The 12,409-nt window shown below is 63.9% G+C and carries 12 protein-coding genes; 5 read left to right on the top strand and 7 right to left on the bottom strand.

The features are described 5' to 3' along the window. Positions 1 to 2 precede the first annotated feature (2 nt). Positions 3 to 902 carry a cytochrome c gene (locus tag ACRARG_RS00575; protein ID WP_432688035.1) on the top strand — a complete coding sequence of 300 codons (900 nt, stop codon included), beginning with the start codon at positions 3 to 5 and terminating at the stop codon, positions 900 to 902. Between the two features lie 144 nt (positions 903 to 1,046). On the opposite strand, the gene lipA is transcribed toward ACRARG_RS00575, so the two are convergent. Beyond that, a complete protein-coding gene (gene lipA / locus ACRARG_RS00580) occupies positions 1,047 to 2,006 on the bottom strand; it encodes a lipoyl synthase (RefSeq protein ID WP_432688036.1) in 960 nt (319 codons plus the stop codon). 279 nt (positions 2,007 to 2,285) lie between these two features. Between lipA and ACRARG_RS00585 the strand changes: the two genes are divergently transcribed. Beyond that, positions 2,286 to 2,834 carry a peroxiredoxin gene (locus tag ACRARG_RS00585; RefSeq protein ID WP_432688037.1) on the top strand — a complete coding sequence of 183 codons (549 nt, stop codon included), beginning with the start codon at positions 2,286 to 2,288 and terminating at the stop codon, positions 2,832 to 2,834. 143 nt (positions 2,835 to 2,977) lie between these two features. Further along, on the top strand, positions 2,978 to 4,312 hold the full coding sequence (locus tag ACRARG_RS00590; protein ID WP_432688038.1) for a short-chain fatty acid transporter: 1,335 nt from the start codon (positions 2,978 to 2,980) through the stop codon (positions 4,310 to 4,312). Positions 4,313 to 4,412: 100 nt separating this feature from the next. Here ACRARG_RS00590 and ACRARG_RS00595 read toward each other — a convergent pair whose 3' ends face one another. From ACRARG_RS00595 to ACRARG_RS00610, 4 genes are read right to left on the bottom strand one after another with little or no spacing between them, the layout of a single operon-like run. Then, entirely contained in the window at positions 4,413 to 4,517 is a 105-nt protein-coding gene (locus ACRARG_RS00595; RefSeq protein ID WP_432688039.1) for a DUF2474 domain-containing protein, read from the bottom strand. After that, positions 4,517 to 5,521 carry a cytochrome d ubiquinol oxidase subunit II gene (gene cydB / locus ACRARG_RS00600; RefSeq protein ID WP_432691289.1) on the bottom strand — a complete coding sequence of 335 codons (1,005 nt, stop codon included), beginning with the start codon at positions 5,519 to 5,521 and terminating at the stop codon, positions 4,517 to 4,519. Before cydB ends, ACRARG_RS00595 begins: the two co-directional genes overlap by 1 nt. Then, positions 5,521 to 6,924: a cytochrome ubiquinol oxidase subunit I gene (locus tag ACRARG_RS00605; RefSeq protein WP_432688040.1), complete on the bottom strand. Its 1,404-nt coding sequence runs from the start codon at positions 6,922 to 6,924 to the stop codon at positions 5,521 to 5,523. Before ACRARG_RS00605 ends, cydB begins: the two co-directional genes overlap by 1 nt. 54 nt (positions 6,925 to 6,978) lie before the next feature. After that, positions 6,979 to 7,911 (bottom strand): hydrogen peroxide-inducible genes activator, encoded by a 933-nt coding sequence (locus ACRARG_RS00610; RefSeq protein ID WP_432688041.1) that lies wholly within the window; start codon positions 7,909 to 7,911, stop codon positions 6,979 to 6,981. Positions 7,912 to 8,081: 170 nt separating this feature from the next. Between ACRARG_RS00610 and ACRARG_RS00615 the strand changes: the two genes are divergently transcribed. Further along, positions 8,082 to 8,807 (top strand): VIT1/CCC1 transporter family protein, encoded by a 726-nt coding sequence (locus tag ACRARG_RS00615; protein ID WP_432688042.1) that lies wholly within the window; start codon positions 8,082 to 8,084, stop codon positions 8,805 to 8,807. Position 8,808: 1 nt separating this feature from the next. On the opposite strand, the gene ACRARG_RS00620 is transcribed toward ACRARG_RS00615, so the two are convergent. Then, complete coding sequence (locus ACRARG_RS00620; protein ID WP_432688043.1) at positions 8,809 to 9,912, bottom strand: DUF6456 domain-containing protein; 1,104 nt, start codon at positions 9,910 to 9,912, stop codon at positions 8,809 to 8,811. A gap of 240 nt (positions 9,913 to 10,152) precedes the next feature. On the opposite strand from ACRARG_RS00620, the gene ACRARG_RS00625 reads away from it, so the two are divergent. Beyond that, positions 10,153 to 10,446: a DUF6477 family protein gene (locus ACRARG_RS00625; RefSeq protein ID WP_432688044.1), complete on the top strand. Its 294-nt coding sequence runs from the start codon at positions 10,153 to 10,155 to the stop codon at positions 10,444 to 10,446. Between the two features lie 23 nt (positions 10,447 to 10,469). On the opposite strand, the gene ACRARG_RS00630 is transcribed toward ACRARG_RS00625, so the two are convergent. Next, positions 10,470 to 12,017 carry a trimethylamine methyltransferase family protein gene (locus ACRARG_RS00630; protein ID WP_432688045.1) on the bottom strand — a complete coding sequence of 516 codons (1,548 nt, stop codon included), beginning with the start codon at positions 12,015 to 12,017 and terminating at the stop codon, positions 10,470 to 10,472. Positions 12,018 to 12,409: the final 392 nt, after the last annotated feature.

The raw sequence follows: 12,409 nt of genomic DNA on the forward strand, positions 1-12,409 counted from the left end.
CCATGATCCTCTTTCTCAGGGTTGTGGCCCTGCTCGCTCTTCTCGCCGTTCTGGGCTTCGGCATCTTCTGGCTGGTCACCCGTCCCGGTTCGGTCGATACCGCCAGCTATTCCGCGCTCACCGGCGATGCCACAGCCGGCGAACAGGTCTTCTGGGCCGGCGGCTGCGCCTCGTGTCACGCCGCCAAGGGGGCAGAGGGCGAAGACCGCCTCATCCTGTCGGGCGGCCGCGCCTTCCCATCGGATTTCGGCACCTTCCACGCGCCCAATATCTCGCCATCCGAGGCCGGGATCGGCGGCTGGAGCCTTACCGACCTCGCCAATGCCATGCAGCACGGCACCTCTCCTGACGGTCAGCACTATTACCCGGCCTTCCCCTATACGAGCTATGTGAAGGCCACGCCGCAGGACATTGCCGATCTCTATGCCTTCCTGCAGACTCTGCCCGCCTCGGACACGGCCAATCTGCCGCATGAGGTCGGCTTCCCCTTCAATATCCGCCGCCTGCTGGGCGGCTGGAAACTGCTCTTCTTCAAAGACGACTGGGTCCTCGCCGATACCGGCGAAGATGCCACCCTGACCCGCGGCCGCTACCTGGCCGAGGCATTGGGCCATTGCGCCGAATGCCACACGCCGCGCAATGCGCTAGGCGGGCTCGACACCTCCCGCTGGCTGGGCGGCGCCCCCCTGCCGGGCGGCGCGGGCACGGTCCCCAATATCACCCCCGGCAAGCTCGACTGGTCGGAGGCCGATATCGCCGCCTATCTGAAAACCGGCTTCACGCCTGAATTCGACAGCGCTGGCGGCGAAATGGCCGAGGTGGTCCAGAACATGTCCCACCTCTCCGACGCCGATGTCGCCGCCATCGCCGCCTATCTCAAGGCCGTGCCCGCGGTGGAGTAACCCCTCCCCCCGGGCACCCCGCCCCCTCTTCATCTTGGCAAAAATACTCCCGCCGGAGGCACCGCGCCCGCCGCAGGCGGGCGCAAACCATGGCGTGATCCCCGCAGGGGGTCGCCTTTGGATCAGCGCCCCGTCAGACGCCCCTCAGGCCTCCAGCCGACCCAGCTTGCGCAGCCGGTTCTCCCGCAGCCGGGCAAAGTCATCCCCCGCATGGTAGGAGGACCGCGTCAGCGGCGTGGCCGAGACCATCAGGAAGCCCTTGTTCCAGGCGGTCTTTTCGTAGCTCGCGAATTCCTCCGGCGTCACGAAACGGTCCACCCGGTGGTGTTTCGGCGTCGGCTGCAGGTATTGGCCGATGGTCAGGAAATCGATATCGGCCGCGCGCATGTCTTCCATGACCTGCACCACGGCCTGCTTGTCCTCGCCCAGCCCCACCATGATGCCTGATTTGGTGAACATGGTCGGGTCCAGCTCCTTCACCCGCTGCAGCAGCCGCAGCGAATGGAAGTAGCGCGCGCCGGGACGGACCTCGGGATACAATCCCGGCACCGTCTCCAGATTATGGTTAAACACGTCCGGCTTGGCGGCCACAACCACCTCCAGCGAGCCCGGCTTCGAGCGGATGAAATCCGGCGTCAGGATCTCGATCGTCGTGTCAGGCGCACGGTGGCGGATGGCGCGGATGGTCTGGGCAAAATGCTCCGCGCCGCCGTCCTCCACATCGTCGCGGTCAACAGAGGTGATGACGACATGCTTCAGCCCCAGCTTGGCCACCGCATCGGCAACCCGGCCCGGCTCAAAGACATCCAGCGCCTCGGGCGGCTTGCCAGTGGCGATGTTGCAGAAGGTGCAGGCGCGGGTGCAGACCTCGCCCATGATCATCATCGTGGCATGGCCCTGCGACCAGCATTCGCCGACATTCGGACAGCCCGCCTCTTCGCAGACGGTCGAGAGGCGATGCTCGCGCATGATCTCCCGCGTCTCGAAATAGCCCTTGGAGGTCGGCGCCTTGACCCGGATCCAGTCCGGCTTCTTGGGCTGCGGATTGTCGGGCTTGCGCGCCTTTTCGGGGTGGCGTTGTTCGGGGATCTTCAGATCGCGCATCGTTCTGGCCTTTCGCTTGCGCCCTTGGCGCCTGCGGGTTGCATCCCTGCGACCATAATCCCTCGTCCGGCATATTGCCAGATCCCCGCGCCGGCGCAGCCCCGCCATGAGCTCCGCGCAAGGCTTACGCCGCAACTGCACAATGAAAGGGCCAGTACCATGACGCGCCTGTGAATATTCGTGCCGCATTGCAGAACCGCCCTTGAGGCCGGGTTTGGAATCGCTCTAATTCCGGTGCCATCATCTTCACCCGATTGTTCAGTGACAGCGAGGGACGCCATGCAAGCCGGCCAGAAACTTCCCAATGTAACCTTCCACACCCGTATCCGTGACGAGTCCGTCGGCGGCCCGAACCCTTTCCGCTGGGAAGACAAGACGACGGCGGATTACTTCGCCGGCAAGCGCGTCGTGCTCTTCTCCCTGCCCGGTGCCTTCACCCCCACCTGCTCCACCTACCAGCTGCCCGGGTTCGAGAATAACATGGAGGCCTTCCAGGCCTACGGGATCGACGAAATCTACTGCATGTCCGTCAACGACAGCTTTGTGATGAACCAGTGGGCCAAGGCGCAGGGCATCGAGAATGTGAAGGTGATCCCCGACGGCTCCGGCGAGTTCACCCGCCGCGTCGGCATGCTGGTGCGCAAGGACAACCTCGGCTTCGGCCTGCGCTCCTGGCGCTATGCGGCCATCGTCAACGACGGTGTGGTCGAAGCCTGGTTTGAAGAGCCCGGCATCTGCGACAATTTCGGCGACGACCCCTATGGCGAAAGCTCGCCCGAGAACCTGCTGAAGTATCTCGAAGAGGCCTCGAAAGAAGTGGCGGCCTGAGGCCAGCCCGCCTTTTCACGACATCAACGCCGCCGTGCCATACGGCGGCGTTTTCTATTTCCGCAAAGGCGGGGGCGACCTGAACCGTCGGGTCATCTGCTTGTAACCCACCGGGAATACCTGCAATTCTCCGTTGATTTGCAATGTCAATTATCGGAGGAACCCGGGTGGAAACCATCACCAACCTATCCGTGCGCGTCGTGCAGCGCTGGCTGCCGAGCGCTTATGTTCTGGCCTTGCTGCTGACGGCGGTGGTCTTTGTTCTGGGCATGGTCGTGGGCGGGCAGAGCCCGATGGCCATGGCCGGGTTTTGGGGGGCGGGCTTTTCCAAGCTCTTCACCTTCGGGATGCAGATGGTGCTGGTGCTGCTGACCGGCTATGTTCTGGCCATGACGCCGCCGGTGCAGGCCATGCTGACGGGGCTCACCAATATGGCCAGCACACCGAAACAGGCGCTGGTCATCACCATCGTGACCTCCTTCATCTGCTACTACCTCAACTGGGGCTTCGGCATGGTGGCGGGCGCCATCCTCGCGCGGGAGATGGGGCGGCGTGTTGCCATCCACTTCCCGCTGATCGTCGCTGCTGCCTATGGCGGGGAACTGGTGCGGGGACCCTCGTCGTCGATCCCTTTGGTGATCGCCACGCCCGGCCATTTCCTCGAAGACCGGATTGGCCTCGTGCCGGTGTCGGAAACGCTCTACGCGCCCTGGAACATCTTCCTGACCGTCCTTCTGCTGGTGCTGCTGGTCGGGTTCTTCCTGTTGCAGCGGCTGCCGCAGGACATGATCAAGTTCGAGGCCGAGGATGCGGATGACGCGGCCCCTGCCCGTCCGGCCGAGATGACGCCGTCTGACCGGATGGAATTTTCTCGCCTGCCGACGCTGTTTCTGGGGCTGCTTACGGTGGCCTTTCTGGCCGGTCAGATCGTGGCGGGCGAATTCTCCATCACGCTGAACACCGTCATCCTGATTTTCCTGGCGCTTGGTCTGCTGCTGCATCCCAATTCCTCCGCCTATCTGCATGCGGCGGAAAAGGCCGTGGGCGCAGCACGGGGCATCATCGTGCAATTCCCGCTCTATGCCGGGATCGCCGGAATGATGACGTCGTCGGGCCTGGTGACAGAGTTTTCGGAGGCGATCATCTCCGTCGCCACGCGGGAGAGCTTTCCGCTGCTGACCTTCCTGTCGGCCGGGCTGGTGAACTTCTTCATCCCCTCGGGCGGCGGTCAGTGGGCCATTCAGGGTCCGATCATGATGGAGGCCGCTTATGCGCTTGGCGCCGATCCCGCACGCACGATCATGGCCTTCACATGGGGCGACGGCTGGACGAACCAGATCCAGCCCTTCTGGGCGCTGCCATTGCTGGGCGTCGCGGGGCTCTCCGCGCGCGACATCATGGGCTACCTGCTGGTCTGGCTGGTGATCTCGGGCGTGGCAATTGCCGGGACATTTGTCGTGCTGGCGGCGATGGCCTGAGGTTGCGGCGACAGCTGGCTGAACATGCGCGGTCCCTTCGGGGGCCGCTTTTGCTTTGGCCCTATACCAAGAGCCCTGCTCTTCGGTCTGTGACCATGCGCTACAAAAGCACCGACCGGATCGCAAAGGCCACCGCCCCCACACAGGCCACGCCCGCCAGCCAGTAGGCCGCGAACCACAGCGCCTTTTTCAGCCCCTCAGGCATCAGTGATAGCCATGGCCCGGGTCGGTCTTGCCCCGGAACACCCAATAGGCATAGGCCGTATAGCCCAGGATCATCGGGATCAGCACCAGCGCGCCGGCCAGCAGGAACCACAGGCTCTCATCCGGGGCGGCGGCCTCGGCAATGGTGATCGCATGGGGCACCATATAAGGGTAGAAACTGATCCCCAGCCCGATGAAACACAGCACGAACAGCATCAGCGCCGCGAAAAACGGCCAGTGGTCATGTTTGCGCTGCATCTGGGTGACAAAGACAAGGGCCGTCACGGCCACGGCCAGCGGCACGATCAGCGTGAAATAGACATTGGGCCGGTCGAACCAGCGGTCGAGGTAGAGCGTGTCGAGGAAGGGCGTGGCCAGTGACACGCAACCAATCAGCACAACCGTGGCCGCGCCTGCGATCCAGGCCAGTTTCCGGGCGCGGTCCCGCAGCTCTCCGTCCGTTTTCATGATCAGCCATGTGGAGCCTAGCAGCGCATAGCCCGCGACCAGCGCCACCGCCGTCAGGATGGAGAAGAACGAGAACCAGTCCCAGTGGCCGCCCGCATAGGCGCGGTTCTCGACCTCGATCCCCTGCACCAGCGCGCCGAGGATCAGGCCCTGCGACAGGGTCGCCACCAGTGAGCCGCCGAAAAAGCTGATGTCCCAGAGGATCGCGCGTTTGGGCGAACGGTGGCGGAATTCAAACGCCACGCCGCGGAAAATGAGCGCCAGCAACATGGCGATCACCGGCGGATAGAGCGCGGGCATGATCACCGCATAGGCCAGCGGGAAAACGGCAAACAGACCGCCGCCGCCCAGCACCAGCCAGGTTTCATTGCCGTCCCAGACGGGTGCAATGGTGTTCATGGCATGGACGCGGTGCTTTTCCTTGCCCAGCAGGGGAAACAGGATGCCGGTCCCCAGATCGAACCCGTCGAGGATGACATAGGCCAGCACGGCAAAGGCAATGAGGCCCGCCCAGACGAAAGACAGCTCAAACCCCATCATTGGCCTGCCTCCTGTTCCATGGCCGGTCCGGGCGTGGTGCCCGCCGCGCGCGTGGGCCCCATGGCCGGGTCCGGATCGCCCTTGTCCGGCGGCGCTTTCATCAGGTGGAAGAGGTAATAGGTCCCGATCCCGAAGATGATGAAATAGACGATGATGAAGGCCGTCAGCGATGCAGAGACCGCCGGCAAATCAATCGGAGAGGCCGAATCCTGCGTCTTGAGCAGCCCGTAGACCGTCCAGGGCTGGCGTCCGACCTCTGTCGTGATCCAGCCGCAGAGCACGGCGACGAACCCCATGGGCCCCATGGCCACTGCCGCCCGGTGCAGCCAGGGTCGGTCATAGAGCTGCCGCTGCCAGTAGGACAGCGCGCCCCAGGCTCCCAGCCCCAGCATGGCAAAGCCCAGGGCCACCATGATGCGGAAGGTCCAGAATATCAGCTCTGCCGAGGGGCGTTCGTCTTCGGGGAAATCCGACAGGCCGCGGATCGGCGTGTCCAGATCATGGGTCAGGATAATCGAGGACAGCAAAGGGATCTTAATCTCGTAATGCACCTCCTCCGCCGCGTCATCGGGGATGCCGAAGAGAACCAGCGGCGCGCGGCCCTCGGGGTAGCTTTCGTAATGCCCCTCCATCGCGGCGACCTTGGCGGGCTGATGCTCCAGCGTGTTAAGGCCGTGCATATCGCCTGCGAGGATCTGCAGCGGGGCGGTCACCACCAGCATGCCCATGGCCATCGCGAACATGGTCCGCGCGGCGCGGTCGAAACTGTCGCGCAGCAGGTGGTAGCCGCCAACCGCCCCCACGACCAGTGCCGTGGTCAGGTAGGCAGCCAGCACCATATGCACGAAGCGATACGGGAAAGACGGGTTGAAGACGATCTGCAACCAGTCCTCCGGCACGAACTGGCCGTTCTGGCTGATCGCATAGCCCACCGGCGTCTGCATCCAGCTGTTCACCGACAGGATCCAGAATGCCGATCCCAGCGTGCCGATGGCCACCATCAGCGTTGCCAGGAAATGCAGTTTCGGCCCCACGCGGTCCCGCCCGAAAAGCATGACCCCCAGGAACCCGGCCTCAAGGAAAAAGGCCGAGAGGACTTCGTAGCCCATCATCGGCCCCAGGATCGGGCCGGTCTTGTCGGAAAAGACCGACCAGTTGGTGCCGAACTGGTAGGACATCACAATGCCCGATACGACGCCCATGCCAAAGGCCACGGCGAAGATCGTCTTCCAATAGTCGAAAAGCCGCATGAACACGGGCCGACCGGTGAACAGATGTAACCCGTTCAGAACCGCCAGATAAGAGGCAAGGCCAATCGAAAAGGCGGGAAAAATGATATGAAAAGAAACCGTAAAGGCGAATTGGAACCTCGCGAGTTCCAGCGCTGTGGCGTCGAACATGCCGCTCTCCGGTTAGAACATCTATTCGGTTAAGATATTATGGCTTGGGGAAGTTCAATGCCCTGTGCCATTTCGTCCCGTCTTGGCGTCTTTGGCCCCATCAGCACAGCGCGTGATGATATCGCATAGCGCATCGAACCATCCGGCACCGGAGGAGGTTGCACGGCGGACCAGACCAACCGTGCGAAAGGGCTCGGGCGCGGCAAACCGCAGCAGTTTGAGGTCGCGACCCTCTGTCGCGACGGCCATTTCCGGCATCAGGGTCAGGCCAAACCCGGCGGCGACCAGACGCGACAGGGTGGCCAGCGACGAGGCTCCCATATTGATCTGCGCATGGCCACGGCCACGGCCGCAGACTTCCAGCGCCTGATCGGTCAGGCAATGGCCATCTTCTAGCAGCATCAGCTGACCGGGGCCGATTTCGGTCGGGCGCAGCGTCTCGGCCCTTGCGCCCATGCCCTCTATCCGCGCGGCACTGCCCGCCAGCAGGAAATGATCGCGGAAGAGCGGACGTTCCACCAGCCCGGGCTCTCCGCCGGGCAGCGCCATGATGACGGCATCCAGCCGCCCGTCCCGCAGATCGGCCAAAAGCCGAGCTGTCTTGCCTTCCTGGATCTGGACGTCCAGCGCAATATCGTCTGCCCTGAGACGCGCCAGAAGCTCGGGCAGGAGATAGGGCGCGATCGTCGGGATCACGCCAAGCGCGAGCTTCCCGGCCAAACCGTCCTGCCAGCGCGCGGTTTCTTCCAGGCGCTGCATCTCCTGCAGGACGGCCTCTGCATGATCGAGGATGCGGCGACCGAAGGGCGTCACCAGGATACGCCGGGGCTGACGTTCGACCAGATCGGCGCCCAGCTGCGCCTCCATTTCCTTGATCTGCATCGACAGGGCCGGCTGAGAAACGCGGCATCGCTCGGCGGCACGTCCGAAAGTGCCCTCTTCGGCCAGGGCCTTGAAATAGATGAGTTGCCTGAGTGTCAGGTGCATAAGCTCACATCCTGCAAATCTCGCCCCGGCGCAAGGGTATGTGACGGGGCGGTACGTCCCACCGCCCGGCCACGCATAGGCTGCCCGGCTTTGCGCCATCCCGACGCGCCTTGCCGGCCCTCCGGCAGGTGGCTATTCACACGGCACACAACAGAGGCGGCACTCTCACCATGGACCGGAGCACGCATCGCCGTCACGCCCAGTCGCTTGGCCGGCTACAGGAATTCGTCAAGCAGATCGTTTATGGCGGCAATGACGGGATCGTGACGACCTTTGCCATCGTGGCGGGGTTTGCCGGGGCCCGGGCCGACGGCGTGGGACAGATCGGGGGGCTGGCGGTGCTGGTCTTTGGTCTGGCTAATCTCTTTGCCGACGGCGTAAGCATGGGTCTGGGCGAATTCCTGTCGGGCCGGGCGCAGGACGACCTTTACCGGCACCGCCGCAAGCTGGAAGCCCGCGCCATCAAGGAAGACCCGGAGCAGGAGCGCATCGCGCTGTTCCGGATTCTGAGCCAGCGCGGACTGCCCCCCGAAGAAGCCGATCGCGTCACAGATATTCTCATGCGGCATCCGGACATGATGACCGACCTCATGATGACTTACGAATTCGGCATGCATGACCCGGCCGAAGACAGCCCGGCGCTGAATGGGCTCATCACCTTTTGCGCCTTTCTGCTGTTCGGTGCGGTGCCGCTGGTGCCCTATTTCCTGGCCGAGCCTTCGGGCCGCACCTTTGTGCTGTCGATCATCGCCACGTTTGGCGCGCTGGTCGGGCTTGGGCTGCTGCGCTGGCGCGCGACATCCGAAGCCCTGACCCGGACGGTTGGCGAAACCGTCGTTGTTGGCGCTGCCTGTGCGATGGTCGCTTATCTGGTTGGCTGGATTGTCGGCGGCTGAGTCATCCGATCAACCCACCGCCATCGTTCAGACTGTCGTAATGCATCTTGAGCCGCTGCAGCGCGATCCGCAGCACGACCTTGGCCGAGCGTGACGACCAGCCCAGCTTGCGCTCGGCCGCTTCGAGCCCGTGAAGGCGGCAGCAGCATTCCAGCACGACATCCCCCAGCCCCGGACCCAACACCCGTAACGCATCGGTCACACGCTGACGCGCGGCGGCGGCGGTGGTCTGCCCCTCCCCGGACCCGGCCGGGCCGCCTGTCACGCCCTGCGTCAGATAATCGCTCCACCGCGTGGTCATGCGGGGTTCCATCTGGGCCAGTTCGAAATCGTCCTGTATCCGCCCCGCCGCGCGCACCAGATCCTGATCCAGAAACGGCGTGCCATCCGCTTCGCGCCGCCGTGCCAGGGATTGCACCGGCGTTTCGGGCAGGCTCGACCGCTGCCGCGGCCGGGGCGGCGCCGGACGCTGCGCTGCAAAGAGAGCGGGCTGTTCCGCAAAGCCCGAAGCGCGGTTTTCGGCCCGCGCCAGCATCGTCTTCAGCTCCTGCCGCCCGATATCGGTGATCCGGTATCGCGACAGCCGGCCGGCCCCGCCGGGCTCCCCGGACAGTTCGCAGCTGATCCAGCCGTTCAGCGCCAGCGCCTGCGCGACCCGCCGGTCGACGATCCCCAGACGATGGGTCTCGGCCCCGTTGCCATTGCGCACGATGACCGCACGGTCCATGTTCGGCGCCACGGCGAGCACCGCTCCTGGTTGTGCCAGACGGCGCAACGCCGGCACCGTTTCCTTTTCCAAAGGTGCCGAATGCGGCAGAGTGTCGTCGCTGCGGAACCCGGGATCGGGCCGCGACACTGTTTTCTTTTCGGAAACGATTTTGGGAAAGATGTTTCCCAGCCACCCGATCGCCTCATCGACCAGAAGGTCTTCGCGCAGTGTCTCCACTTGCCGGATCTGGCGCATCACGGTCGAGGCATGGCAGCCCTCCAACCGCGCCAAAGACCGGATCGATGTGCCCCCCTCCGTATGCGCAATATAGCGCCGTACAGCATCCGGCACCCAGGTCGGCATGACCTGTTGATAGATCTGGACGTCCTGGTCCATGTGTTCATCCTTTCACGTCACTGGCATTCACTGCGCTGACAGGCCCCCCGGTCAGATACCCACAGATGTATCCACAACCTGACAGGTTAATAGTTTCCTAATGGTTAACAGTGTGCGACGCGGAAACTCTGGTTTAAATTTATGAACGAATTCTATCACCTGCGAACGGCGCCTGCCCGACGCAACGCAGGGTTGGATTGTGGCAGGCTGTGCTCCGAGTCACTTTCGAGGAGTTCAGCCATGCACCACCCATCCAATCGTCTTTCGTCCCTGCGCAGGCCTGCCCTGCTGGTGCGGGCCGCCCGGCACGGGTGCCAGTCCTACGACAGAGCGCGCGTCCTGGTCCGGCTGCTGGGCGAAACCCCCAGCCCCGCGGCCGCACGGTTGGCGCTTCTGGAGTGTGAGGCGGACCAGGAATACGCCCGTCAGTGCCGCGCGCCCGGCTACCGGGTTCAGCGGCATCTGGATATTCTGACAGCGCTGATATCCGAAGACCGGCTGTCGCGGCAGATCGCGGGCGACGTGGGGGCATGACGGCTGGTGCCCCCTTGGCAGATTTACATAAAGGCGTCCGGCATTTCCGCCTTGCGGGCCGCTACGTAGCCCGCCAGAGCCTCCGCGATCGCAGGGTCAAGCGGCGGCGCCTCATAGGCGTCGAGCAGGGTTTTGACACGGGCCGATGCCAGCGACTGGCTGTCTCTCGCGCCTTCCTCATCCCAGGTTTCGAAGGGTTTATAGTCAAACACTTCGCTGCGCCAGAAGGCCGATTTGAAATTGGCCTGGGTATGGGCGCAGCCAAGGAAATGCCCGCCGGGCCCCACCTCGCGCAGGGCCTCCATGGCCTGGGCATTCTCATCCGCGGCAACACCGGCGGCCATCTTGTGCAAGGTGCCCAGCTGATCCGCATCGAGAACGAATTTCTCATAGGAGGACACCAGCCCGCCTTCCAGCCAGCCGCAGGCGTGCAGCATAAAGTTCACCCCGCCCATCAGCGCCGCATTCAGCGTATTGGCGGTCTCATACCCGGCCTGGGCATCCGGCAGCTTGGACCCGCAGAGCCCGCCGCCGGATCGGAACGGCAGGTTCATCCGCCGCGCCAGCTGCCCGGCACCATACAGGATCTGGCTCGCCTCTGGCGTGCCGAAGGTCGGCGCGCCCGAATTCATGTCGATGGAGGTGACAAAGGCCCCAAAGATCACCGGCGCGCCGGGCCGGACCAGCTGGGAATAGGCGATCCCGGCCAGAACCTCGGCCAGAACCTGCGTCAGCGTGCCGACGACAGAGACCGGGGCCATGGCACCGCCAACGATAAAGGGAGAGATAATGGTGGCCTGCATATTGGCGGCATAGACTTCCAGCGCGCCCATCATCACGTCGTCGAAGGTCAACGGCGAGTTGATGTTGATCAGCGAGGTCATGACGGTGTTGTTGCGCACGAACTCCTCGCCAAAGAGGATGCCGCACATCTCGACGCAGTCCTGCGCCCGGCTGGGTTCCGTGACAGAGCCCATGAAGGGCTTGTCGGTCAGCGTCATATGCGCATGCAACATATCGAAGTGGCGCTTGTTCACCGGCAGGTCGGTCGGCTCGCAGACCGTGCCGCCGGAGTGGTGCAGCCATTTGGACATATGGCCAAGCTTCACGAAATTCCGGAAATCCTCCATCGTGGCATATCGCCGGCCGCCATCTGCATCACGGACAAAGGGCGGGCCATAAACCGGCGCGAGAACCAGGTTCCGGCCGCCGATCTCGACCGATCTTTCCGGGTTGCGCGCATGCTGGACAAAGCGCGATGGCGCCGTCGCACAAAGCTTTCTGGCCAGCCCGCGCGGGATATGGACCCGCTCGGCGCGGACATCCGCGCCGGCTGCGCGCCAGCGCTCCAACGCCGCCGGATTGTTCACGAAGTTGACACCGATTTCTTCCAGCACCGTTTCGGCATTGGCCTCGATGATGGCGAGCGTCTCCTCGCTCAGCAGTTCAGTATTCGGAATGGCCCGTTGGATGACCGGCACAGCTCCGATCTTCAAAGTCGTTCTTTCGGCGCGCCGCGCGGCGCCTCCGCCGGACCGTCCCCGCCGCCCTGTGGTTGCACTCTCGCTCATCTCAAACCCTCACGCCGCATGGCCCGGCATTCCCGCCCGGCTTTCCCTTTGATATCCGGCCACAGCGCGTCAAAAGGCACGATTAACGGCAGGTGGGGGGAAAAAACGACATCACCCGCCTTATGGCTGGCCGCGACGGGGGCTGTCTGCCCCCGCAGCTCGGAGCCTCTGGCTCCAAGCTGTCCCCCGAGGATATTTCAAGACCAGAGAACAACGAAAAATTAACCATCGCCCGCCATTCTGCCATGGCGGTACAGGCGGGGACGCCGATGACCGCGACCGGAGAAGCCCCCGCTTCGCATCTGCGGGGCGGGGGTACTTCGGGTCAACAGCCGCTCAGCACTGCGGCTCCCCCTTTCTCTGGTCCGGCAAATATCCTCGGGGGTGAATGG

This window comes from Pseudooceanicola profundi (genome assembly GCF_050897955.1).
Classification (GTDB): domain Bacteria; phylum Pseudomonadota; class Alphaproteobacteria; order Rhodobacterales; family Rhodobacteraceae; genus Pseudooceanicola.

What these genes read in the sequence shown, in the direction of transcription:
- ACRARG_RS00575 (WP_432688035.1), top strand. Translation starts at nt 3, where the DNA reads ATGATCCTCTTTCTCAGGGTTGTGGCCCTGCTCGCTCTTCTCGCCGTT.
- lipA (WP_432688036.1), bottom strand. Translation starts at nt 2,006, where the DNA reads ATGCGCGATCTGAAGATCCCCGAACAACGCCACCCCGAAAAGGCGCGC.
- ACRARG_RS00585 (WP_432688037.1), top strand. Translation starts at nt 2,286, where the DNA reads ATGCAAGCCGGCCAGAAACTTCCCAATGTAACCTTCCACACCCGTATC.
- ACRARG_RS00590 (WP_432688038.1), top strand. Translation starts at nt 2,978, where the DNA reads ATGTCAATTATCGGAGGAACCCGGGTGGAAACCATCACCAACCTATCC.
- ACRARG_RS00595 (WP_432688039.1), bottom strand. Translation starts at nt 4,517, where the DNA reads ATGCCTGAGGGGCTGAAAAAGGCGCTGTGGTTCGCGGCCTACTGGCTG.
- cydB (WP_432691289.1), bottom strand. Translation starts at nt 5,521, where the DNA reads ATGGGGTTTGAGCTGTCTTTCGTCTGGGCGGGCCTCATTGCCTTTGCC.
- ACRARG_RS00605 (WP_432688040.1), bottom strand. Translation starts at nt 6,924, where the DNA reads ATGTTCGACGCCACAGCGCTGGAACTCGCGAGGTTCCAATTCGCCTTT.
- ACRARG_RS00610 (WP_432688041.1), bottom strand. Translation starts at nt 7,911, where the DNA reads ATGCACCTGACACTCAGGCAACTCATCTATTTCAAGGCCCTGGCCGAA.
- ACRARG_RS00615 (WP_432688042.1), top strand. Translation starts at nt 8,082, where the DNA reads ATGGACCGGAGCACGCATCGCCGTCACGCCCAGTCGCTTGGCCGGCTA.
- ACRARG_RS00620 (WP_432688043.1), bottom strand. Translation starts at nt 9,912, where the DNA reads ATGGACCAGGACGTCCAGATCTATCAACAGGTCATGCCGACCTGGGTG.
- ACRARG_RS00625 (WP_432688044.1), top strand. Translation starts at nt 10,153, where the DNA reads ATGCACCACCCATCCAATCGTCTTTCGTCCCTGCGCAGGCCTGCCCTG.
- ACRARG_RS00630 (WP_432688045.1), bottom strand. Translation starts at nt 12,017, where the DNA reads ATGAGCGAGAGTGCAACCACAGGGCGGCGGGGACGGTCCGGCGGAGGC.